The following is a 21,598-nucleotide window of genomic DNA, read 5'->3' on the forward strand; positions in this document are numbered from 1 at the left end:
GGAAGTGCCCTACGCCGCCTCGTCCGGCGAGTAGGTCACCAAGTACCGGAGCCCGAGCCCTGCGAGCACCAGGGCGATACCGAGCGCCATGAACAGTCCGACATCGGTCCCGGTCTTCGGCAGGATCTTGTTGCCCAAGACCTGGACGAGCCCGAGCGAGTGCGAATCGCTGTCGGTGATGTCGTTCGGGAACCCGTCCGGGTGATACAGAACGCTCACCGTGTTCTCGAGCGGAGACGGGCTCGCCGGAGCGGTGATCGTCACCTGGAACTGGCACGACCCTCCCGGATCGAGCGAGCCGCAGTCGGCCGCGACCGCCTCGTCGGTGAGGTCCCCAAGTCCCGCCCAGCCGTTGCCCACGTCGGTCATGCTCGCGAGCTCGAGCGCCGGGCTGTCCTCGGACGAGGTGTTGTTGATCGTGAACGTGTAGGTCAGCGGCTGGCCGACCGTCACGGTCGCCGGTCCGGCCTTGTCCACGGTGACGCTCGGCTGGAAGAGGTTCACCGCATGATCATCGGTAGCCATGATGTCGGTGACGAATCCCTCCGGGTGGAAGTGGACGGTCACCGTGTTGGGCAGCGGGTCGGGATCCCCCGCCTGCACGACCCGATCGGCCGTGAAGTTGCACTTGTCTCCCGGGGAAAGCGTGTCACACCCGGCAGCAACGGCCGCGGCCTCGAGATCGCCGAGCAACGAGTCGCTGATCGAGTCGAGCACCAGGTCCGGTGAATTGTCGGACGAGGTGTTCTCGATCTCGAACGTGTAATGCGCGTTGTCGGTGACCTTCCCAAGCGTGTCCCCACCCTTAGTGATCGTCACGCTCGGCCCGAACAGATCCACCGAATGATCATCCGTATCACTGATGTCGTTCGGGAACCCCTCGGGATGGAACAGGACGGTCACGGTGTTGGGCAGCGGATTCGGGTCGTCACCCTGGACCACCCGGTCGGCCGCGAACTCGCACGAGTCACCGGGAGCCAACGTGCCGCAATCGGCCGCTTCCGCCACCGCGGTCAGATCGCCGAGGAGCGAGTCGGTCACCGATTCGAGATCGAGGTCCGGCGAATCGTCCGAGGAGGTGTTCGTGATCGCGAAGGTGTAGTGGACGTTCTCGCCGGCCGTGGAGATGCCGTCTCCATCCTTTTCGACCACCACGGACGGCTGGAACAGGTTCACCGAGTGGTCGTCCGTGGCGCTGATGTCGTTCGGGAACCCTTCCGGATGGTAATGAACGGTGACCGTGTTGGGCAGCGGGTCGGGATCCCCCGCCTGAACGACCCGATCGGCCGTGAAGTTGCACGTATCGCCGGGGGAAAGCGTGTCACACCCGGCAGCAACAGCCGCGGCCTCGAGATCGCCGAGCAACGAGTCGCTGATCGAGTCGAGGATCAGGTCCGGCGAATTGTCGGACGAGGTGTTCTCGATCTCGAACGTGTAATGCGCGTTGTCGGTGACCTTCCCAAGCGTGTCCCCACCCTTAGTGATCGTCACGCTCGGCCCGAACAGATCCACCGAATGATCATCCGTATCACTGATGTCGTTCGGGAAGCCCTCCGGGTGATAGTGAACCGTCACCGTGTTCGGCAGCGGATTCGGGTCGTCGGCTTGCACGACGCGGTCTGCCGTGAAGGAACAGCTGTCACCGGAGGCGATCTGGTCGCATGCCGCCGGCGCGTCGTCGGCCAGGTTCCCGAGCAGCGAGTCGCTGATCGAGTCCATGATCAGATCCGGCGCGTCGCTCGAAGACGTGTTCGTGATCTCGAATGTGTAGTGGACGTTGTCCCCGACCTTGGATTGCGGGTCGCCGCCTTTGACGACCCGGATCGACGGCTGGAACAGCTGCGTTGAGTGGCCGTCCGAGTCGGACACGTTCGAGCCGGTCAGGTTCGCCTTGTTGTCGTAGACGATGTCGACCGTGTTCACGAGCGGATCGGGGTCGTCAGCCTGCACCGTGTAGGTCAGCTGGATCGTGCAGGAAGCCCCCGGAACCAAGGAGGCGCCGCACGTCGAGGACGTGATGTTCGCGTCGGAACCGTCGGTGAGGTTTCCGAGCACGTCGTCGATAATGCTCTCCTTGTAGAGCGTGATCGCTCCCGTGTTCTCGATCTCGACCGTGTAGTGCGCCTGGTCGCCGACCTTGGACTGGGCGTCGCCCGTCTTGGTCACGGAGATGCCGCACAGAGGGAAGCCGCCTATCGCGACGTCCTTGAGGCGGGCGTCGGTGGACTGTGAGGTGCGGGACTCGGCGATGAACGTGGTGATGCAGCCCTGGTCGATCCCGAGCTCGGTTAGGTTGACGCCGCCCTCGTAGAACTCGCCGGGCAGGAAATCAGTGCTCTTGCTCTTGTCGAGGAACGGCCACGGAGCGTCCTCGATGTCGGCGTTGATGAGCGCACAGAGGTCGTCGCCGGGATCGGCAGCGTTGCAGTCCGGGTCGCCCGACGTCGTGACCTCATCGATCGGACCATCCGAGCCGCCCGAGCCCACCCACTTGAAGACGCGGATGTCCGGGACCGATCCGCCGTTGACGAAATCGCTCAGCACGAGGATGTCGCCGACCTGATGGTCGCCGACGACGCTGGACCCCACTATGCTGACGTTGCTCTGGGCGAACCAGAAGCCGACCTGAGCGTCGCCGCTCGCGTCGAAGCGGTCGAGCCCGAAGTAAACGATCAGATCGCCGTCTGCGTTGTTGTAGCCCGCGGCGAACGCGTGAAGGATCTCGTCCTTGTCGGGTGCCTCATCGGTGGTCGTCGGAACCCACTCGTCGAAGTCCTTGATGTCCTTTGAGTCGCCGGTGTGGAGATAGGTTTCGTCCTCCGGCGCCTGGCCGTCCGTTACGAACGCCGTCGCGATCGCGCTGCCCGTGTTGCTCCAATCCGCACCGGGTGCTCCGCTCGCCGTCGCGTCGCCGTCGAGCTCGAACAGCCCTTCGTCGTGCACGGCGAACGCCGTCGGCCCCACGATGAAGAGCGCCAGCAAGATCGCCAGCAGCATCGCCCCGAGCCGTTGCGGCGCCATCGGCGCGTGCGAACGAGGGACACCTCGGGTATTGCGGATACGGAGGATTCCCATCTCTGCGACTCCCCTCTCCCCCAACAGGATTCAGTTCGGATTCGTGATCTGCGCCAGCACCTCGACGACCGTCGAGTTGAGCCGCCCGGCCGTCGCTTCCCGACGGAGCTTGTCGATCGCTTCACTGGTTTCCACGGCCGGCCGATGCGGACGAACGTGCGTCATGGCCTCGAACGTCTCGGCGACGGCGAGGATCTGCGCGCCTAGCGGTACGCGTTCGCCGGTCAGCTTGTCCGGGTACCCGGTTCCGTCGAGCCGTTCGTGATGTGCGCCGACCATCCGGCACGTTTCCGCATCGAGCCCGACCGTGGGCAGGAGCCGTTCACCGATCGTCGGATGACGGCGAAGCGGCCGGCGCTGCGCTTGCGGAAGCGCCTGCGGCTTTGCCAGCCGCTCCCAGTCGAGCATGAGCTCGCCGACGTCGTGCAGCCGAGCCGCTTCTTCGAGCCGCTCGGTCTCGACGTCGCCCAGTCCCATCCGAGCGGCGATCGCTCGGGCCCTCAGGGCAACCCGGCGCGAGTGTCCCTCGCGTCCGGTCTCGACCTCGACCATGCCGAGCAGCGATTCCAGGATCATCCGAGCGGCGTGGCGAACCTCTACACGCACGCGGTCGATCTCGCTTCTGCTGTCCGGCGCGGTGCGCTCCGCGCGACTCAGCCCGCGAAGCGCCTCATCTGTCGCGCGTACGGCCTCCAGAAGGACACCGCGAACGCCGATCTCGTCGGCCTCTCCAAGCCCGAGTTCCACACTCCGAACCGTAGGACCTGCGCCGCATAGGCGACAGCAGAGGAATGCCGAAAGGGCCTAGGTAGTTGTGCAGAGTCGACTCGCCCGGCTCCGGCGGATATGAGAGGGAACTTCCCGCGAACGGCTAGCGGGGCGGCTCGATCAATCGGATGCGGATCGCTTCGTGCACTGCCTCGACGCGGTTGTTCACCTGAAGCTTGCGATAGGTGTTCCCGATGTGCGTGTTCACCGTACGCTCGCTGATCCCGAGCTTGCTCGAGATCTGCCGCGCCGACGAGCCGTTCGATAGTTCGATCAGGACCTCTCGCTCGCGCGGCGTCAGCAGGTAGTACACGTCGGCGGCGGCGCGTGCTTCCTCCGCGTATCGCGTGAACTGATCGAGCACTTTGCGGGCCAGACCGGCCTCGAGGAACGACCCGCCCTGAGACACGACCTTGACCGCATGCTGGATCCGGTCGAGCGGAGCGGACTTGGGCAGGTAGCCGCTGGCGCCGGCCTTGATCGCCTCGAAGATGACCTCGCGATCCTCGTGAACGGTGAGGATGATCACTGCGGTGTTCGGCTGCTCCGCCTTGATCTGACGCGTCGCCTCTATCCCGTCCATGGTGCCCGGCATCTCCACGTCCATCAGGACGACTTCGGGAGCGTGCAGACGAGCGAGCTCGAGCGCATCCTCGCCGGTGGACGCCTCGCCGATGACCTGGGCACCCGGGATGAGGGAGCAAAGCTGCACGACGCCGCTGCGGGAGATCGCGTGGTCGTCGACGACCAAGATCCCGATGGGGCCGTCCGCTTCGCCTTCGACGTTGGCCATGTCGGTGAGAAAGTACCACCGTTCGCCGGCAGTCCCCCTGTTCCGGGAGTCCTGCCTTGTCCTGCTGCTCACAAGAACCCCCATCCCGGACACGACCGTCGATTCCCACCCCAGCCAGGCGGTCCGGTCTCCCACCGAGCCGTCCCCGGCCGATCTCCCACCTACAGTCGGCCTCCCGATCCGCCGAAAATGGGAGCGCGGGGACCGAATGAAATGAAGGGAGCGGCGTGGGCAAGATTCTGATCGTCGACGATGAGGCGCCGATCCGGGCTCTCATGCGAGCCACCCTCACCATGGCCGGTCATCAAGTGATCGAAGCTTCTGGGGGCGAGGAAGCGCTCGAAAAGATCAAGAAGACTGAGTTCGACCTCGTCGTGCTCGACATCATGATGCCGGTTACCGACGGCTACGAGGTTCTCGAGCGGGTCAAAGCCATGCCTTCGAGAGCCAACCTGCCGGTGATCGTCGTTACCGCGAGGCCTTATGAGTCCGAAGGGATCATGCGCGAGATGACGGGCGGCGCGATCGATCACATCTCCAAGCCGTTCGACCCGGCAGACCTCGAGGTAGCGGTCTCGAAGGCCTTGAGCGCCTCGGAATCTCAGCTCGAGCTGAAGCGCGGCATGATGACGCGCGGTGCGAATCTCTACGGGGCCGTCGACAAGATGCGCCAGTTGGGCGGCGAAGTCGAGGCCTCAGGCCGACGAGGACGCAGCCTGCTCCGTCGCGACGACTGAAGTCGGGATCTCAACGCGCCGGGCCCCGCCTCGAGCGGGGCTCTTCGCCGTCCGCGTTCTTGTTGCCGAAGCGTGCGCGAATCCGGCTTCTGATCCCCCGGCTTGCGAACGACGCCGGAACGTTGGACAACGCGGAGCCGGCCGCGAGAACATCGCATGCACCAACGATCATCTTCCAGACGGCCGCCGCACCACAAACATTTCGCACCCACAGTGCTCGCCCCCTGACGGTCGTGTTTTTCGTTCCCGCGTCCGTACACGAGGAAACCGAAGCAACCTGGCCACGCGTTCCTTGTTCCGGTGTGGTCTCCGGCCGCTTGGGTAGGTCGACAGAGGGATCATGGGAGGAGTGAGGACGATGCCGCAGCGCTCATGGACCGCGAAGCGAGAGCGTCAGTACAAGCACATCAAAGAGGGGTTGCTCGATCGGGGCGAGCCCGAGACCGTAGCCGAGGAGGTTGCGGCGCGGACCGTCAACAAAGAGCGAGCGCGTTCGGGCGAAGCCCGGCGGAAGAGCCGCACGTCCGTCATGGACATCTCATCGGGGCGCCGCGGCGGGCTCCGCTCCCGCCGCGGGTCGGGCGGCCGGACCTACGATCAGCTCTACAACGAGGCCAAGCACAAAGGCATCGAAGGCCGTTCCAAGATGAGCAAGAAGGAGTTGGAGCGCGCGGTCGGACGCTAGCCTCTCGGAGGCTTCGTAGGGCTCGGAGATGGCGACGGTGACGGCGACGGGTCTGCACCCGCCGGCCGCAACGCGACGAGCTGGCCGATGTTCCAACCCTTCACGGGAGCGGTCGCTACCTTCGATCCGCTCGCTCCGGCCGTGGGCTGTAGCGCGTCCGCGCCTTCCTGCGTCATGAAGAAGGCGCCCGCGTTGGATGCCACGTCCCACCGCTCGGTCATGCCGGAGGGCGGGGCGATCGTAACGTTGTCGGCCATCCCGAAGAAGCCGACCAGCATGGCGCCGTTCTGCGTGGTCGTCACCGACGGCGCGGTTATCGTTGCGAAGCGCAGGAAGTTCGAGACCTGGCCGCTGTGAGCGTCGATCGGGTTGGCCGTGTTGACCCCCGAGTACGCCGCGATCCCCCCGGCCGCGGCCTGGTTCGAGTTGAAGGTAAAGGAGTAGCTCGCGGGCTCTGACCCCGCGACCTTGAAGTAAACGGCTTGCCGGAAGATGAACTCGCTCGTGGCATCGAGGCGTACGAACGTCCACCCTGCCGGCGGCGCGATCGTCGTGTTTCCCCGGACCGAGATGCCGGCGAGCATGACGTCGCCGGGCGCCAGTCCGGCGGGCGCCGAGATGGTTAGCGACGTCGCGGTCGGGTTGGCAGCGCTCGACGCGGAGCGGAGCGTGATCCCAGCCGACGCGGCTCCGATGGTGATCGAGATCGTCGCCGCCGGCGATGTGAGGCTGCCGTCGTTGACGGTGAACTTGAAGCTATCGGAACCGGTGTAACCCGCCGCAGGCGTGTAGGTCAGGGTCGCCCGGTCGGCGTTCGGGCTCCCGGCGACGCATGCCTGATTCGTGATCGCGCCCAGAGATCCGTGGCCGGGCTGCTGGCTGATCGCGAAGGTCAAAGAGCAGCTCTCTGGGTCGGTGCCGTTGAGCGTCACCGTCACCGGCGTGTCGGTCGTCGTACTGGTCGAGCCGGAAAGCGCGGTCGGGACGTCGTTGACCGCGTTCACCGTCAAGGAGATCGTGGCGGGAGACGAAGCGGACGTTCCGTCGTGGACGGTGAACGTGAAGGAGTCGGAGCCGGCGTAGTCGGTCGCCGGCGTGTATGTCACGGTCGCCTTATCGGTGTTCGGGGACCCGTTGGTGCATGCCTGGTTGGCGATCGCCCCGAGCGAGCCATGCGACGGCGCCGAGGCGACGGAGAAGATCAGATCGCACGTGTCCGCGTCGTTGCCGTTGAGCGTGACCTGAACCGGCGTGTCCTCGGTGGTGCTCGCGGAGCCCGCGACGGCGTTCGGGGATGCTCCCGGCGTCCCCCCACCGATCCGGTTCCACCAATAGCTGTCCCCGTCCGAGGCGAGCACCACCAGACCGCTCGTCGCGTCGGTGTTCTGTTTCGTCGAGGTCGCGTCGTTGATCGTCTCCCCGTTGGGTCCCTGGATGAACGGCGTGGCGGTCGACGGGAAGCCGATCGCGTCGACCCCGGTCACCTTGTAGAAGATCCCTACCGCCGCGGCGCCTTCACCCTTGGTCATGAAGATGTAGATCTTTCGCTGGGTCGGATCGACGTTCAATACGGCGATCGGCCGGGTGTCGCCCTCGGCGAACGTCGCCACATTGTGGGAGGCCCACGAGCCGCCGGGCGATCGGACGAGCAGCTTGATGAGGATCTGCGCGCCCTTCTTGACCTCGGTCTTGGCGGCCGCGTAGACGCGCCCCTCGAACGTCTTGAGGTTGAAATGGTCCTCGGCCTGGTTGGAGCCACTCAGTGCAGTCTCGACCGTCCAGCTCGAGTCGGCGTCGCCGTCCCGATGGACGGCGAAGTAGTCGGCGTCCGTGGACTGGTTGGACCACATCACCCCGATCGCGGGACCGATGTTATCGGTGAAGGAGATGATGGTAGATATGTCGTCGTCGAGGACCCCGCTCGCCCCGGGCACAGGGATGACGAACGGCGCGCCCCAGGACGTGTCGAGCCCCCCCTGAGAGCGTTTGACGTAGATGTTCAGATCTTGTTCGTACGTGACCCAGAGCGTGCCAAGGGAGTCGCGGGCGATCGTCAGCGTCTCTGGCTTCGTGATCCCCAGATCCGCCGGGAATCCGCTATCGAGCGTGTAGGTCGTTCCGGTCCAGGTGAAGCGGCGCAGCAGGTTCGAAGACCCGGCAGACCGGGACGTGACGTACAGCTTGGACCCCGTCCACAGCACGTCCTCTTTCGTCGCCGCCCGGCCGTCGACAACTACGTTCGTATTCACCCAGCCGCCGTCGTCCAGACGCCAGATCGTGTGCGCGCCGTTGTTCGGGGGGCTCAGCATCACGGCCCACCACTTGCCGGCGTTGAACCACAGCTTCGACTCCGGCTTCTGACCGGTGATGGCTCCTGCGCTGGTCTCGGCGTCGAACCCGGCGTAGGAATGCGCCTTGAAACCGACCTGGGTCGCCGCGCTCGCCGCCGGACCGAAGCCCAGCAAAGCGACCGCGACGACCGTGAGCGTAGAGACCCTGGCACGCCAAATCATCGTTGAGACGAGCCTAGTGGCGGCGCGCGCCGCCAGAATCGCTCCTGCAGGTGAAACCGCCTACGCCTTTTGTCGGACGGGCGCTTTGGCATCAGGGCTGACCTGGAATTATCGGCAGAAAACGGGCGCCTGGAAGCTTCTATGGCGGCGGCAGTTCGCGACATCACACGGCGGGCGCGGCGGGTGGTCACGTCAGCCGTCGGCGAACGTGCGGCTGGAAGTGACACGGGATGTCGCCTGTCGCCGCAGGAACGCTAGGCCGGTGGCTGAAGGGGTCTGATCTGGGTTCGGTGTCTCAGGGGCGGCGGGCGCAGCGGTGCCCCGAGCCGGTGGGCGCGGCGGGACTTGAACCTGCGACCTCCTGCGTGTCGAGCAGGCGCTCTAACCAGGCTGAGCTACGCGCCCCAGTTGGGAGCCGGATAATACCAGCCTCGTGAGACAGGCAGGTCATCCCCGGGTTGTCTCGTGGTACGAGAGCACCTCCACGACCGGCGTCCCGGTGCTCCCGCTTGGAAAGATGACGGTCGCGCTCTCGTCGTCGCCCTTCGAGATCGACAGCAGCTCAATCTCGCGTGTCTCTTCCCCGAGCGTGATCTCGATCACGACGTTCTCGGCCGTTTCGCCGCCGACGTTCCGGATGGTCAGCTCGTAGACCTCACCGCCGCTCGCCACCTGGCCGGTCGCACGAATCGAGGCCCGCAGGTCGGCCTCGCGTTTGCTGCCGGAAACCCTGGCAACGACGAGCCCGAGCACGATCGACGACACGGCCGCGAGCGAAACGACGAGAACGACCGTCTCGAACGGGCTTCGCGACCGGCGGGCGCCTCGCTTCGCCGCGCTCATACGAGCATCCGTCCGAGCGCCGCGCCGAGCGAGGCCGGGAACGCCAGCACGACGACCGCGGCAAGCGCGGGGCCGTTGATCCCGTCGATGCGGCCGAAAGTCCACAACATCCCGGCCGCCAACACGAACGCGACGAGGTACGCGAGGAGCGTCTCGGTTGAAGGATGCTGCGTCGCGCCCGCGTGTCCCCGGCGGTTGTGCCGGCCGCCGAACTCCGCCTCGAAGACGATGAGATACGGCAACAGCAGGGACATGCCGACGAGCAGCGCCAGCCGCACCCAGCCGAGTTCCTGCGCCAGCCGTACCGGCTCCTCGGTCGGAGCGATGTTGAGCGCCAAGACGACGGCGCCTCCGGCAGCGGCGAGCAGATCGCCCTGTCCCCCACTCATCCGCTCCGAGCCCTCCTCACCGCCTTGAGGCGCCAGTGCGTTCCCGATCGCGAAGCCGATGCCGATCGGGATCGTCGTGAGCGCGAGCACGCCGAAGACGTTCGCGGCCGGCATGTCGAAATGGATGCGCGCCAGCAGGAACAGCAGCACCAACGCGATGAGGACCGACAGGCCTTGCCCGACGACCGCATCCTCGAAAGGACGCTGCGTCCGGCCCGAGCGGAACCCGACGTAGTACGAGAGCGCCACGCTCAAGCCAAAGCCGGTAACGAAGAGCGCCAGGATCACGCTTGGGTCCAACGTCTTTCCGTGATCCCAGACTTCCTGGGTATAGAGCAGCGGTACGCCGAGCAGCGCGCCCCCGGCGACGCCGCGCATGAGATCTTGAGGCGTCGTTCCTCGGGTTGCCTTGGCAGCCATCCGGATGAGATTGCCCTGCTGGATACGCCGTCAAACGGACCCTTTGGAGGCGGCGCCCGGAATTGAACCGGGGTGGAGGGATTTGCATTCCACCGCTCCCGGTCGCGTCCGGTTGCTTTCCGCTGCTTAGGGAGGGTGAGCGTCCGAGTCCCTCTTGTCGCAGAAGGTCCCGTCGCTGGCGTTTTTTGCCACCAGTTTGCCGCCAGGCGGCTCGTCACTCCGATCCACGTCGCCGTAGCTACCGCTTCGTCAGCTCCCTCAGCCGCTTTGCCAGTTCCACCGACGCATCGATCTCCGCCTTGCGGATCGAGACGCTTTCCACGTTTACGCCGACCGGGACCCCCTTGGCGCGAGCGTAGTCCCAGATCTCCGCGAATAGCTCCTCGCAGAGCTTCATGGAGGTAGCGAGCGGGTCCGGCGCATGGCGGAGCTCGTTCTCGAGCCACCGCGGGAAAGCAATGCCGAGCCACTTCATGAACTCGAGGGTCTTCTCCGAGCCGCAGGGCGCGAACGTCAGGATGATGGAAACCGGAGCATCGCGGAGGGCGAGCGAGTAGTCGGAGATGAGCGACTTCGTCGAGGTCACGTCGTACACGGATTGCGTCACGAAGAACCGGCATCCCATCTCGGTCTTTGCAAGGATCCGCTCGTGCTCGTCGAACCGGTGCGTGTGCCGCTCGGCGATCGCAATTCCGCCGAGGACGAGGTCGGGGGCGTGCTTCTTCACGAGCGCGTAGGCGTCGGACAGAGGGAGGCTGAGATCGGCGCGCCGGGTGGGTGCGCCGACGAGCACGGAGATATCGGGCCGCCCGTCACCGGTCAGCCATTCGACAAAGCTGTCGGGCGTGTCCCGGTTCACACGCCGGTAGACGATCTTCGCCGGGCGAAGACGGCCGAGGTGCTCGTTCGCATAAGCATCGGGAAGAACGACGGGGAGGAAGGGGAAAGGGCGAGGCTCCGGCGTTCGATCGGACTCATCGCCGATGTCGTAGACGATGACGCCGTCGAGGTCCATACGCTCGATGCGTTCGGCCTGATGCGCGGCGATCGCTCTCAGCTCGTCAGTCGGGGTGGCGAGCTTCGGCGGAACGAGGCCGTAGAGACAGATCCCCGGCGCCCGGGCTTCGATCTTTTCGAGGAATGCCGCGTTCACGACGTCAGTCTATTGAGGCGCTCGATCGACCTCGCAAGGTTCGCCTTGCCCTGCGTTCGAAACGCTCGCGGAAGTGATCGGTCGTGTAGATCGTCGGGCGCGCGGGAGCCGCCGCCGTCGCCAAGCGGCTCGGACACGCCCGGCCGAGCTTCACGCAGGACCGGTACATCAAGCGGGCCCACGGTGCCGACGCGGACGTTGCGGCGGCGCTGGAGAACTCGTTCGCGGGTTTGCCACTTGGTTTGCCATCTGCAGCCGACACTGCCTGATCAAGACGAAAGCACCAACGCGAAACGCCCTGCGTGTGCAGGGCGTTTCCGTTGAGGCGGCGCCCGGAATTGAACCGGGGTGGAGGGATTTGCAGTCCCGTCCGGAGCCTGACGCCCACTTCCGGATGGTGTCGTCCATCGCCGCTGACCTGCGGCTCCGAACGAGCGTTCTGCCGCGCGCTGACGCCCGGTGACGACCGCTGACGGATAGGATGTTTCGCAGATGTTTGCAGATCGGTCGTCTCCGGATGACTTCGATGCGCGGTTCATGGAGTGGCGCGATTGGCTCGAAGATGGCCCGATCTACAAAGACGTCGTGAACGGCATCTTGGTCATTCGGCAAGTTTGGAACGGTTACAGGCACGTACTGAAAAGCGCACCTCCGGAAGCCAAGCAGGTCGCGACCTTCCATGAATGGCTGAACCACAACTACGGCCAGGCAATCGCTGCCGCAGTTCGCCGCCAGAATGAGTTGAGGGAAAACGTGCACTCGCTTGCACGTCTATTAGACCTGGCATCTCGATTCCCTCGTGTTCTGTCCCGTGAGCGATTCATCAGACTGCGGCCGTCTGGAAGTGAACAGGCGGAGGGTGAGCGTTTCGATGAGATCAACGGCGTGGGGTACGACTTTCTAGACCCAACAATTCCGGCCACAGACCTTGAACACATGCGGGCGCGCACGGAAAAGGTGCGTACATGGTTTAACAAATCCGTCGCGCACTATGATCGTAAGCGCGACCGCTTCGTTGACGACATGACCTTCGATGAGCTTCACGCGGCAGCCGACACAGTCGTGGACACCTATGTTCGATGGCGCGAGATCCTTTGTTGCTCCACCATGGCCACACAGCTAGGGTTGAATCCCTGGGAGACGATCTTCCGCGTCCCTTGGGCGGCCCTCAAGCTGACCACTCCCGGGTCATGATGCGCTGAGGCACACATCCGGCATATCCACGAATCCGGCAGCCAACCCCGACGCGCAAACATCGAGCGTCAGAGCGTAAGACTCGACACCGACGAACGCGACCGTCTCGAAAATCTCGCCGAAGATTTGAAGATCGTTCGTCAGGTTGATCGTCGAGTCCCGGATGATGCCGAGGTCGAGTTCTCCTCCGTCAACGTGGATGAATGAGCCCTCGGGATAGAGGAGCGTGTCTACCGTGTCAGGCCATCCGATGAGCGGACCGACACCCTGCGTATCGGTGAACGATTGCCCGCCGGCATCAAGCGACCAGATCGGCCGGATGCTTCGCGCGGTGAGCCATGCTTCGATGTCCGCCCGCGAGATCCCCATGGTGGAATCGCCCGGCGCCTGCCTTCCCATGTCGGCCTGCATCAAGTCGATGAGCCACGCGGGAGCAGCCCATCGCATCGTGAAGTCTTGCGGCATCCGGTGACGAGAACGGAGTTGCGCGGCGGCACGTCCCACCGCCGCTAAAACGTCCCGGGTTGCACTCAGATTCTCGCCCGCGGTGACGGCCGTTGACGCGGTTAGCATCCTCGTCCAAAGCGAATCCTCGGCGGCACGCGCGACGGCCGAGATGGTCAGGTCGATGTAGTGCTCGACGGCTTCGGGATGGGTTCGAGCGTTGAAGTTCGAGAATTGCAGACACCGATGGACGGCTTGAACGTGGAGTTCGGTGGGTTCATCGCACGTCACCTGAAGGCACGGCTTCGGATAGTTCTCGCCCGAGGCGTCCTGGGCTTCGGTCGTGATTCCAACGGCTGACCCAACATCGACCAGCCGCGGAGTAGGCAGATAGACGATTCCACCCCGGTCGGCATCGAACCGCGGCAACCCATCGCGCAACGGCCGTGAACCCGTCGAGCTAGATGGAAAGTCATATCGCGTATTGGGAGGGGCGCAGATCCCGCCCGAGGCGACTAGTGCGGGCGGCGACACTACCGCGTCGAGGGCAGAACGATTGGCGGTGAAGTCTCGACCCAGCCGCCGCTCCGGAGGTAGCTCCCAGCTCGCGCGAGCGATGCTGAAACGACCCTCCCGGCCCAGCGAGAGCAAACGGGACCGGAGTTCGTCTGCAATCTCGGCGACGGTTCCGAGTTCTCGACCCGCTGGAGTTGTCCAGCGAGAGGTTTCCGCTGGCGGTCGCGGCGACGAGCGAAGGTGCCGGGACCGATGGCGCTGAAGGTCGGCGATGGTCGGCTTGGCCGCTGCCAGGATCGCCCCCGCTGGTTCGGGTTCCGGTTCTGGTTCCGGTGGATCGGCGAGCCCGGCTCGGGTGAGGAGCTGTCGGAGTTCGTGTTCCGTCTCGGCCTTGACGCGCTTACGTCGCGTGATTTCGGTCTTGGTCCTGCCGTGCAGTTCCGAGATGGCGCGGGCCTTGTCGAGATCCCTCTCGTCGGCGGCGCTAGAGAGTTCGAGGGTGAGGAGTTCCCCGATCTCGCCGAGCTGAACGTCGTCAACCTCTTTGAAGCGACCGACCAATTCGGCAAGTTTGGCTGTACGTGAATCCATGACGGACCCTCCAAAGGTTCTTGGTTGGCCCGCATGGCGGCGATGTGCCGCGGCGCTACCGTTCGACCTTAGGAGGCCCGCATGACCCACAGTGGGCGGCGCTTCCTCCGAGACGACTCGCTCGCATGGCCCTTCGGCGGCGCTGCGACTCGACCGGCCTGCGCCCAATGTAGTTCAGTTCCGCAGTCCCGTCCAGCGCCTCGCAAATGTCCCTTCCTCGTTCGAGAGATGCAGGAGATGGAGTTCGCATAGCCCGATTCGAGCGTCAACCGTCGTCGCCTCGAAGCAATCCGCGCAGTTCTCAGTGCGCACGATGATCGGCGGCGTCGCGTCAGCCTTCCAGGAGAGCGTCTCTTTCACCGGGTTCGATAGCAGGCGCGGACAGAGGGCGCAGATCTCTTCGTTCCCGTTGCGATGGAGCGCGTGACCCATGTGTTCTTCGTAGCAACCTCTGCAACTGACGCTCACTTCTTCAACGTGAAATAGGCACAGAAATAGTCCATCCTGTGCTTCGTCAACGTGCCCGCATGTGATCGGATCGCTTCTAAGCATCGTCAAAGCCGCTTCAACCAATCTGTTGAGTCTTGGTAGTACCGTCAGTCCGGCAAGCTCATCCATCGTTATCCCTCCGATTCAATGCTGCGTACCTTTTTTCTGCCGCTTCGATCAGCTCTAATCTTCTCGCTTCCCGTGTCGTTTCATCGAGCCATAGTCGCGATTGACTTGTAGGCGTGAGCCCTAGTCTTTGCCGATGCTCAACGGTTTTGGAAGCCCAAAGACGAAGTTGTTTCGACAAGCTGGCTCGTGGTTCGTCGTTCTCATCCATGACGCCAAGACGGTCGATGCCTTCCGCGTACAAGCTCCAGACGGATAGTGCGACTGCGTAAGCCATCGTCTCATCGGCGAAATCTGCAAGCTGCGGATGCTCCCCGATGAGCCGTTCGTATTCCTGTTTGGCACGCGCGAGGACGATGCGTTCAGATCGCGCGCCGTGCGTCACCGATTTCGTATTGGCCGCGCGAAAAAGCCATGGTCGATCCGATTCCGGTATCTCTACCGCGGTTTCGCGCATGGGTTCCTCATCATTCATCGACTACCCCCCGTTTCGGTTCGAGTGTGGAAACGTCGGAGGGGGATACTCTGTGCGCCGCTCGCCCCCGCGACGAGTCGCGGATGGCATCCCCCTCGAACTGCGGATTGCATATCCCCCGACCCATCCATCGCCGCAGGTCAGAGGGCGCGAAAGCGACCACGCGAAACAGCCGCGAAACGGTGCGGTGGATCGGTTGGATCCGAGCCACGCGCCCGCGCGAGAACCCGTCTGACGGCCTGAGAGACCCGATCACCGGAGCCTCGCGCGCATCGTTTGGGCCAGTAGGGGGGGAGGCCGAATGTGGGCGAGCGCGGGGATCGTTGACCTCAGTTAGGCCATCCGCTTGAGTATCGGCATGGGCCTTCTTCATCGGCTCCTCAAGAAGCGTGGAGAGGCCGTCCAGGAACGCTACGTGGCGCCGTTTCGCCCCTTGCTGCGCGAGGACGAACACGTCATACAGGTAGCGGTGGCGCGTGACCCCAATGGCGATCCTCGCGAGCTGATTCACCTTGGGCCGACGAACCAGAAGCGTTTGCTCTGGTACTACAAAGATGAGCCGTCCCGCATGGGCGAGATCAATCTTGCTTGGTTGGAGGCGGCGGGAATGAACTCGGAGAGCTTGCTCGTGGCCCTGGTCGAAGCGCCCATGCATTCGTCGCAACTCGCCCTGGGCGAACAGGGGTACACAAAAGTCCTGTTTGAGCTTCTTCCGTCGGCGCTCTCGGCTCAGGTAATGGTCGCGATCGTGGAGCAGATCGGCGGCCCCGAAAAGATGCAGCGTCTCTCGCGTGCGTTCATGGAGCGTTACGGCGGTGACTAGGGGCGCGTGGACCGCGCAGCGGGCCGCGCGGCGCGACCAGCGCGACAATCCCGCGCCGCAGGCCCATTCCACGCTGCGGGAACTAACGGTTCGTTGATAGGTACTTTCTGTACTCAACGGAGCGTTAGTTCGCGCCGGATGAACCGTTAGAAATGCCTGCTCAGGGCTCATCCTTACCGCCGTTCTTCTCTTGACGGATCGCATCGCCCCACAGACGCAGCCATGCCTTCCGTGGAATCCCTTTCGGCAGCGGTTCGTTCTCGACGATCTCGACGCCCCATCGCTGTTTCGCCTCGTCTACGGCCAGCTCCCACGCGCGCTCCCAGTCGTCTTTTCGGTCACGCTCCATCCCTGTATCGGCGACGTCGAAACGCCTTTCTTCGTCGGGAGGCCGCCAGCCATCCGACCATGACACGCGCTCTGCGCCTTTTCGCAACACAAGATCGAGGAGCCGCAACGCAAGATCGCTTCGCCAAGGCTGCGACCGTGCGATCCTGCAATCAGTGAACGACCAACCGTTGCCGTCGAGCGTCCGCACAGTCACGCCCTCTGCTCCTGCCGCGTGGCGAGCCTGCCGGAGACGATTGGTGCTACCGGCAAATCGCCGCACGTAGACAAAATCATGCGGGAACCTGCCCGCTGCGTTCCGATAGTCGCGGCGCCCGAGCATCTCGCGACACGCGGCGCATAGTCCACGGCGCCGGCACGGTCGCCTCCACGTGAACGACCGCCCGTCCTGAAGGCTGACGAGCGGCAAGAGCCATCCGCGGCATGGCGCATCAAAATCGAACCCGTTACTATGACCCACGGTTGTTCCATCCGCTTCGTTGAGTCCGGCGCCGCGTCAGGTACCGGACTCATCTTTTTGATCTGTCGTTGTCGTGGTGTCGCTGTTCAAGCCCAACGCGGCTAGGACAGCCGCGGTCGGGATGATGTGCCTAGACCCGAGCTTGAACGCACCAGGGACCTCGCCCCGGCGCAGAGCCTCGTACGCAAGGCCGCGACTGACACCCGCGCAACGCGCGAACTCTTCGACGCTCATCGTCGGCTGCTCGCGCGGATCGGGAATCACGGTTGCCCCCGCAGAGCCGCCAGGAGATCGGCGTATCGGACCGCCGCCTTACCCGAGGGACGCTTGTCACCCAGCTCCCAGCGCCGAACCGTGACGTGCGTCACGCCCACGACGGCGGCGATCTGGTTGAGAGATAGTTCAGCCTCGGCGCGGATGCGTTGCGCTTCGCCACTTCGCGCCAGGCGGCGCGCCAGGCTGACCTTGAGTGCTTCCGTCTTCGTCATCGTGCGTGCCACTCAAACACATCCTGATAGTGCCCGGTACCCTTTGGATAGCTCATTGCAGAATTGAGCCTCGGGGATTGGGCTAGCCCATTCTGTTCATCTGTTGTACCCTTGTGTCATGGCCAAGCAGCGACGGAAGGACCCGTTCCCCATCCGGCACATCCGAGCCTTCGGCGACCTGTCGGTTGATTCTGTTTCGCTCGGCGATCGCCGCTGGTTGCCAACGTCGTTCGGGCTGACCTTCGATGACCCCAAACGGCCAGTCGTCGCGACACTGTGGGTCACGGTCGGCAAGGATGCGGTCCCCAGGGTCGCCAGGATCAGTGTCGAAGCCCGGGACGCAGCGAAGGGCATCAGTTCCGTGGCCCTGCGACTACCGCTGCCGGAGATTCTTCGCGAGGGGGCCGCCGTGGTCGTGCAGATCGGCCAGGAGGAGACACGAGGGACGCTGAAGAGCGAAGTCCGCCAGTGGCGCGAGGCGTTCATCCCGATGACGAATCCCACCGGCCCGACAGCGCAGCGTACCCGGCGTGCGTATCGCAGCGTCGATCAAGAACGGCTGCGCCGGGTTGCTACCGTCGTCCGTCGCGCCGTTGAGGAAGGGAAGCCCTTCATCAAGGCGGTCATGGAGGTGGAGCACGTCGGGCAGAGCCATGCGAAAAGGTTGATCGACGGGGCACGGGCAGCGGGATACCTGGAAGAGACGAAGCCGCGAGGGCGGCGGAAGGGGAAGGGCCGATGAGAGGAAGCGTCGTTCGGCGCGGGCGGTCCTGGTCCATCGTGGTCGATCAAGGAATGCAACCGGCACGGATGTGCGCGGCGGGATGCCGTGCCGGTGGCGGTCGAGGGCGGGGTCGCAGCGTTGTGGTCTGGAGTGATGACAAGATCGACCGTTGCCCGCGGTGCGGCGGCAAATTGTCAGAGCCAGTCAAGCTGCGCAGGCAGAGATGGAGCGGCGGCCATGCGACGAAGCGCGAGGCCGAAGCGGCGCTCCGTAAGGCGTTAGGCGAAGTCGAAAAGGGCGAGGACCCGTTCCCCGAGGACGTGTTGTTCTCCGAATACGCGCTCAGGTGGATTGAGCAGCGCGACATCCGAGCCTCAACCCGAGTCCGTTACCGGAGCCTGCTCCGCCATCACCTGCTCCCCGCACTCGGCCAGATTCCGCTCCGGCGGATCAAGCCCGCGCACCTTCGCGACCTCATGGAGCAGATGCGCGGCAAGGGACTCAAGCCCCGCTCGATCATCCAATGCCGTGCCCTCTGTTCCTCGATCATGGAGACGGCCTTGGGTGATGGTCTCGTCATGAACAATCCCGCTCGGGCGGCCAAGCCCCCCACGGCGGAGCGGCCGACTTTGGAGGTACCCAATGCTGCGGGCGTCCGGGCCATCATCGCGGCATCCGAGGGCACTCGGTGGGAGGCGCCGGTTCTGCTCGCCTGCGCTGCGGGCTTGAGGCGCAGCGAAACGCTCGGACTCACCTGGGCAGCTGTGGACCTCGATAAGGCGACAATCTCGGTCGCGCGCGGCCTCCATCGCGTCGAGGGCACATTCTCGATGCTCGACCCGAAGACCAAGCGAGCCGCCCGGACGCTGGAGATCCCCCCATTTGCGGTCGAACACCTCCGACGTTGGAAGGTCGCCCAGGCTCAGCGGCGGCTCGCCATTGGCGAAGGGTGGGCCGCAGGCGACTTGGTGTGCGACGACGGCAAGGGCCAGCCGGTCAAGCCGGACGTGTTCACGCGCTCGTTCCGAAGACTGGCGAAGCGGGTGGGCTACCCCAATACCCGGCTACATGACGCGCGCCACGGGTTCGCGACCTTGCTTCTGGAGGCCGACGTTCACCCTGCCATCGCCTCGGCAGCGCTCGGGCACTCCCGCGAGGCGTTCACGATGGAGCGTTACCAGCACGTTCGGACGACGGCCGCGGCGGCCAAGGCAATCGAGGACGCACTCGGCGGCTGACGATCCATCCGGATCATCGCCTCACTGTCGATCGTCTCGCGACAGTGTCCTTCGCCGCGCAGACGATGCGGTCCCAACCGTGTTCTCCGTCGTTCCCGTGCTCGCAGTAGGAAGCCTCAACTTGTTCCTGTCTCGACCAGGAAACGATGACTGAAGCAAAAAGCCGCTTCTTCACGAGATGCACCGCATCAGCGTCCTCGATGAAACCAGCCTTCCATTCCGCTAGTCTCTTGGACGCATCCTCATTCATGGGCCCGCTCGTTGATGCTCGAACTTCAGTTGCCTTAATTTGGTTGTAGAGGTTCGCAAGGTAGGTCCACTGCTGAGAGAACCGCGCGTACAGAGCCGTGTACGAAGCGGCGAATACGACCCCAAGAAATTTGAGCGCGTCGGTGATCCGTTCGCCGATACCCGAATCACCGAACAGATTTATCTCCCGTATTCCGATGGTCGGCCCAGCGATCAAGATGCTGATGAACAGCGCCCGACCCAGGACGACCGGACCGCCGTTGGCGTTCCTAACCATCCACTCGGCCGTCAGGAAGTCAACGAGTTTGCGCCACATGCCGTACCGATGGTAGCCCCGGCGCCCGCTCAGGAGGCCTAACCTGGAGCGGCCAACGGATACCGGGATCCCGACGGTGCTAGCGAACTTGATGTTTGCAGCTTGTTTGCAAGAAGCCCCCCCACGGGGGCTTCTTCACGATCGGGCTAACCGTTTGCCCTGGTCACTACTGGAGGCGGCGCCCGGAATTGAACCGGGGTGGAGGGATTTGCAGTCCCTTGCCTAACCACTCGGCCACACCGCCAGAGCGGGGGGATTCTACCGTCCCCGACGAGCGTCGGCCCCGTCTAGCGGCCCGTCGATAGAATCCCTCGAAACCTAGCCACGCAGACCTTCTCCCACGCCCGAAAAGGAAGCCGTGACCGACCACCAACTACTCCTCGTGCTCGCCGAGATCCTGGTCCTCGTGGCCGCGGCCCGCGTCGGCGGAGAGATCGCCGCCCGGCTCGGCATCCCCATAGTCGTCGGCGAGATCGTGTTCGGGATCATGCTCGGCCCGTCGCTGTTCGGTCAGGTTTGGCCCGGCGGCTTCCGCGCCCTTTTCCCTCCCGATCCCGGCCAGCGAGACCTGCTCGAGCTCGTCGGGTGGATCGGCGTGCTGTTCCTCGTGGTGTCGGCCGGGCTCGAGACGCGGCTGGGCGTCCTTCGCGCGCACGGAAGAGCGGTGATGTTCGGGTGGCTCGGAGCCTTCCTCGTCCCGTTCGCGGCCGGCTGGGGATTCGGTCTCTTGGCGCCCGACATCCTGGTGGGGCCGGAGGCCGATCGCACCACTTTCGCGCTCTTCATCGGCGTCGCCATGTCGATCTCTGCGATCCCGGTGATCGCTCGAATCCTCATGGATCTAAACCTGATCAGAACGCGTCTGGGCGTGCTGATCATGTCCACCGCGGTCGCCGACGACACGATCGGCTGGCTCGTGCTCGGCGTCGTCGCCGGGCTCGCTCGAGGAGAGGGGTTAGCGCTCGGAAACCTCGCGTGGACCCTGACGGTCACGGGGGCGTTCGTGGTCTTCGCTTTCACGGCCGGCCGTGATCTCCTCCGGTGGGCGCTCCGCTCGTCCCGGAGCCTGCGGATCGCACACGCAGAAGTGACGGTCGTCCTCGGCTTCGTGTTGCTGGGCGCCCTTGCGACACAGGCGATCGGCGTGCATCTCGCTTTGGGGGCTTTCATCGTTGCGATCCAGCTTCGCCGTACGGGCCTCAGCCTGAAGCGTTCGGAGAACGTCGTTACTCAGATCGGTTCGGGGTTCTTCACGCCGTTCTTCTTCGCGTTCACCGGTATCAACGTCGATCTGACGACCATGCGGGGATCGACGCTCGTCGCGACGATCGTCGCGGTAGCCATCGCATGTATCGCGAAGTTCGTGGGTGGAGCGTTCGGAGCTCGCGCCGGCGGACTGCCGAAGTGGGAGGCGATCGCGACCGGCATCGGGCTCAACGCCCGAGGCGCCATCGGCCTTGTCATCGCGGCCATCGGCCTGAGCATCGGCGTCATCACCGAGGAGGCCTACACGATGCTCGTGATGGTATCGGTCGTCACGACGTTGATGACGGCGCCGTTGCTACGGCTCTGCGTGAAGCGCATCAGCTTCGCCGACGCGCCGCCGAGCGCCGCTTCAACGGCCGACCTGGATCCGGCGACGCCCTGAGACTTCAGGTGGGCCGGCACGTGCCGGCCCACCGATGACTGGAGCGGGCGACCAGATTCGAACTGGCGACCCTCACCTTGGCAAGGTGATGCT

At 64.5% G+C, this 21,598-nt stretch carries 20 protein-coding genes and 2 tRNA genes; 7 read left to right on the top strand and 15 right to left on the bottom strand.

Going from position 1 to position 21,598, the window contains the following annotated elements; translation table 11 throughout:
• Window positions 1–9: 9 nt before the first annotated feature.
• The 3 genes from WEB06_01975 to WEB06_01985 form a co-directional block, all read right to left on the bottom strand.
• Complete coding sequence (locus WEB06_01975; protein ID MEX2554381.1) at window positions 10–3,075, bottom strand: LPXTG cell wall anchor domain-containing protein; 3,066 nt, start codon at window positions 3,073–3,075, stop codon at window positions 10–12.
• Window positions 3,076–3,105: 30 nt separating this feature from the next.
• Complete coding sequence (locus tag WEB06_01980; GenBank protein MEX2554382.1) at window positions 3,106–3,822, bottom strand: HD domain-containing phosphohydrolase; 717 nt, start codon at window positions 3,820–3,822, stop codon at window positions 3,106–3,108.
• A 124-nt stretch (window positions 3,823–3,946) separates the two neighbouring features.
• Entirely contained in the window at window positions 3,947–4,636 is a 690-nt protein-coding gene (locus WEB06_01985) for a response regulator transcription factor (GenBank protein MEX2554383.1), read from the bottom strand.
• Between the two features lie 227 nt (window positions 4,637–4,863).
• Between WEB06_01985 and WEB06_01990 the strand changes: the two genes are divergently transcribed.
• The gene (locus WEB06_01990) at window positions 4,864–5,373 is read left to right on the top strand and encodes a response regulator (GenBank protein MEX2554384.1); all 510 of its coding nucleotides are present in this window, start codon (window positions 4,864–4,866) and stop codon (window positions 5,371–5,373) included.
• Window positions 5,374–5,731: 358 nt separating this feature from the next.
• Window positions 5,732–6,058, top strand: a complete 327-nt coding sequence (locus WEB06_01995; GenBank protein MEX2554385.1) for a plasmid stabilization protein — start codon at window positions 5,732–5,734, stop codon at window positions 6,056–6,058.
• Here the strand turns inward: WEB06_01995 and WEB06_02000 are convergent.
• The 5 genes from WEB06_02000 to WEB06_02020 form a co-directional block, all read right to left on the bottom strand.
• Window positions 6,055–8,571: a cadherin-like domain-containing protein gene (locus WEB06_02000; protein ID MEX2554386.1), complete on the bottom strand. Its 2,517-nt coding sequence runs from the start codon at window positions 8,569–8,571 to the stop codon at window positions 6,055–6,057. The genes WEB06_01995 and WEB06_02000 overlap by 4 nt on opposite strands.
• Window positions 8,572–8,901: 330 nt before the next feature.
• Window positions 8,902–8,976, bottom strand: a tRNA-Val gene (locus tag WEB06_02005).
• A gap of 42 nt (window positions 8,977–9,018) precedes the next feature.
• Window positions 9,019–9,414, bottom strand: coding sequence for a hypothetical protein (locus WEB06_02010; protein ID MEX2554387.1), 396 nt, complete (start codon window positions 9,412–9,414; stop codon window positions 9,019–9,021).
• Entirely contained in the window at window positions 9,411–10,223 is an 813-nt protein-coding gene (locus tag WEB06_02015; GenBank protein ID MEX2554388.1) for a DUF2391 family protein, read from the bottom strand. The genes WEB06_02010 and WEB06_02015 overlap by 4 nt, the downstream gene beginning before the upstream one ends.
• A 238-nt stretch (window positions 10,224–10,461) precedes the next feature.
• Window positions 10,462–11,376, bottom strand: a complete 915-nt coding sequence (locus tag WEB06_02020) for a 5,10-methylenetetrahydrofolate reductase (protein ID MEX2554389.1) — start codon at window positions 11,374–11,376, stop codon at window positions 10,462–10,464.
• Window positions 11,377–11,868: 492 nt separating this feature from the next.
• Between WEB06_02020 and WEB06_02025 the strand changes: the two genes are divergently transcribed.
• Window positions 11,869–12,570, top strand: coding sequence for a hypothetical protein (locus WEB06_02025; protein ID MEX2554390.1), 702 nt, complete (start codon window positions 11,869–11,871; stop codon window positions 12,568–12,570).
• Here WEB06_02025 and WEB06_02030 read toward each other — a convergent pair.
• The 3 genes from WEB06_02030 to WEB06_02040 form a co-directional block, all read right to left on the bottom strand.
• On the bottom strand, window positions 12,565–14,211 hold the full coding sequence (locus tag WEB06_02030) for a major capsid protein (GenBank protein ID MEX2554391.1): 1,647 nt from the start codon (window positions 14,209–14,211) through the stop codon (window positions 12,565–12,567). The two genes, WEB06_02025 and WEB06_02030, sit on opposite strands and share 6 nt — an antisense overlap.
• 84 nt (window positions 14,212–14,295) lie before the next feature.
• On the bottom strand, window positions 14,296–14,739 hold the full coding sequence (locus WEB06_02035; GenBank protein MEX2554392.1) for a hypothetical protein: 444 nt from the start codon (window positions 14,737–14,739) through the stop codon (window positions 14,296–14,298).
• Entirely contained in the window at window positions 14,732–15,211 is a 480-nt protein-coding gene (locus WEB06_02040; protein MEX2554393.1) for a hypothetical protein, read from the bottom strand. Before WEB06_02040 ends, WEB06_02035 begins: the two co-directional genes overlap by 8 nt.
• A gap of 346 nt (window positions 15,212–15,557) precedes the next feature.
• Here WEB06_02040 and WEB06_02045 point away from each other — a divergent pair, with 346 nt between their 5' ends.
• Complete coding sequence (locus WEB06_02045) at window positions 15,558–16,034, top strand: hypothetical protein (protein MEX2554394.1); 477 nt, start codon at window positions 15,558–15,560, stop codon at window positions 16,032–16,034.
• 160 nt (window positions 16,035–16,194) lie between these two features.
• On the opposite strand, the gene WEB06_02050 is transcribed toward WEB06_02045, so the two are convergent.
• Complete coding sequence (locus tag WEB06_02050) at window positions 16,195–16,704, bottom strand: hypothetical protein (protein ID MEX2554395.1); 510 nt, start codon at window positions 16,702–16,704, stop codon at window positions 16,195–16,197.
• Between the two features lie 398 nt (window positions 16,705–17,102).
• Window positions 17,103–17,330, bottom strand: coding sequence for a helix-turn-helix transcriptional regulator (locus tag WEB06_02055; protein ID MEX2554396.1), 228 nt, complete (start codon window positions 17,328–17,330; stop codon window positions 17,103–17,105).
• 118 nt (window positions 17,331–17,448) lie between these two features.
• Here WEB06_02055 and WEB06_02060 point away from each other — a divergent pair, with 118 nt between their 5' ends.
• Together WEB06_02060 and WEB06_02065 are read left to right on the top strand one after the other, a co-directional pair.
• Complete coding sequence (locus WEB06_02060) at window positions 17,449–18,072, top strand: hypothetical protein (GenBank protein MEX2554397.1); 624 nt, start codon at window positions 17,449–17,451, stop codon at window positions 18,070–18,072.
• Window positions 18,073–18,245: 173 nt separating this feature from the next.
• Window positions 18,246–19,292 (top strand): tyrosine-type recombinase/integrase, encoded by a 1,047-nt coding sequence (locus WEB06_02065; GenBank protein MEX2554398.1) that lies wholly within the window; start codon window positions 18,246–18,248, stop codon window positions 19,290–19,292.
• A 13-nt stretch (window positions 19,293–19,305) separates the two neighbouring features.
• Here WEB06_02065 and WEB06_02070 read toward each other — a convergent pair whose 3' ends face one another.
• Window positions 19,306–19,857 carry a hypothetical protein gene (locus WEB06_02070; GenBank protein ID MEX2554399.1) on the bottom strand — a complete coding sequence of 184 codons (552 nt, stop codon included), beginning with the start codon at window positions 19,855–19,857 and terminating at the stop codon, window positions 19,306–19,308.
• A 170-nt stretch (window positions 19,858–20,027) separates the two neighbouring features.
• Window positions 20,028–20,101: transfer RNA gene (locus tag WEB06_02075), tRNA-Cys, on the bottom strand.
• A gap of 114 nt (window positions 20,102–20,215) precedes the next feature.
• On the opposite strand from WEB06_02075, the gene WEB06_02080 reads away from it, so the two are divergent.
• Window positions 20,216–21,505, top strand: a complete 1,290-nt coding sequence (locus WEB06_02080; protein ID MEX2554400.1) for a cation:proton antiporter — start codon at window positions 20,216–20,218, stop codon at window positions 21,503–21,505.
• Window positions 21,506–21,598 lie beyond the last annotated feature (93 nt).

The sequence above is a fragment of the Actinomycetota bacterium genome (genome assembly GCA_040905475.1).
GTDB lineage: Bacteria > Actinomycetota > AC-67 > AC-67 > AC-67 > DATFGK01.

Bases quoted from the DNA above. Each gene is read 5' to 3' on its own strand.
- WEB06_01975 (MEX2554381.1), bottom strand. From the start codon at position 3,075: ATGGGAATCCTCCGTATCCGCAATACCCGAGGTGTCCCTCGTTCGCAC.
- WEB06_01985 (MEX2554383.1), bottom strand. From the start codon at position 4,636: ATGGCCAACGTCGAAGGCGAAGCGGACGGCCCCATCGGGATCTTGGTC.
- WEB06_01995 (MEX2554385.1), top strand. From the start codon at position 5,732: ATGCCGCAGCGCTCATGGACCGCGAAGCGAGAGCGTCAGTACAAGCAC.
- WEB06_02000 (MEX2554386.1), bottom strand. From the start codon at position 8,571: ATGATTTGGCGTGCCAGGGTCTCTACGCTCACGGTCGTCGCGGTCGCT.
- WEB06_02010 (MEX2554387.1), bottom strand. From the start codon at position 9,414: ATGAGCGCGGCGAAGCGAGGCGCCCGCCGGTCGCGAAGCCCGTTCGAG.
- WEB06_02015 (MEX2554388.1), bottom strand. From the start codon at position 10,223: ATGGCTGCCAAGGCAACCCGAGGAACGACGCCTCAAGATCTCATGCGC.
- WEB06_02025 (MEX2554390.1), top strand. From the start codon at position 11,869: ATGTTTGCAGATCGGTCGTCTCCGGATGACTTCGATGCGCGGTTCATG.
- WEB06_02035 (MEX2554392.1), bottom strand. From the start codon at position 14,739: ATGGATGAGCTTGCCGGACTGACGGTACTACCAAGACTCAACAGATTG.
- WEB06_02040 (MEX2554393.1), bottom strand. From the start codon at position 15,211: ATGAATGATGAGGAACCCATGCGCGAAACCGCGGTAGAGATACCGGAA.
- WEB06_02050 (MEX2554395.1), bottom strand. From the start codon at position 16,704: ATGCTCGGGCGCCGCGACTATCGGAACGCAGCGGGCAGGTTCCCGCAT.
- WEB06_02055 (MEX2554396.1), bottom strand. From the start codon at position 17,330: ATGACGAAGACGGAAGCACTCAAGGTCAGCCTGGCGCGCCGCCTGGCG.
- WEB06_02060 (MEX2554397.1), top strand. From the start codon at position 17,449: ATGGCCAAGCAGCGACGGAAGGACCCGTTCCCCATCCGGCACATCCGA.
- WEB06_02070 (MEX2554399.1), bottom strand. From the start codon at position 19,857: ATGTGGCGCAAACTCGTTGACTTCCTGACGGCCGAGTGGATGGTTAGG.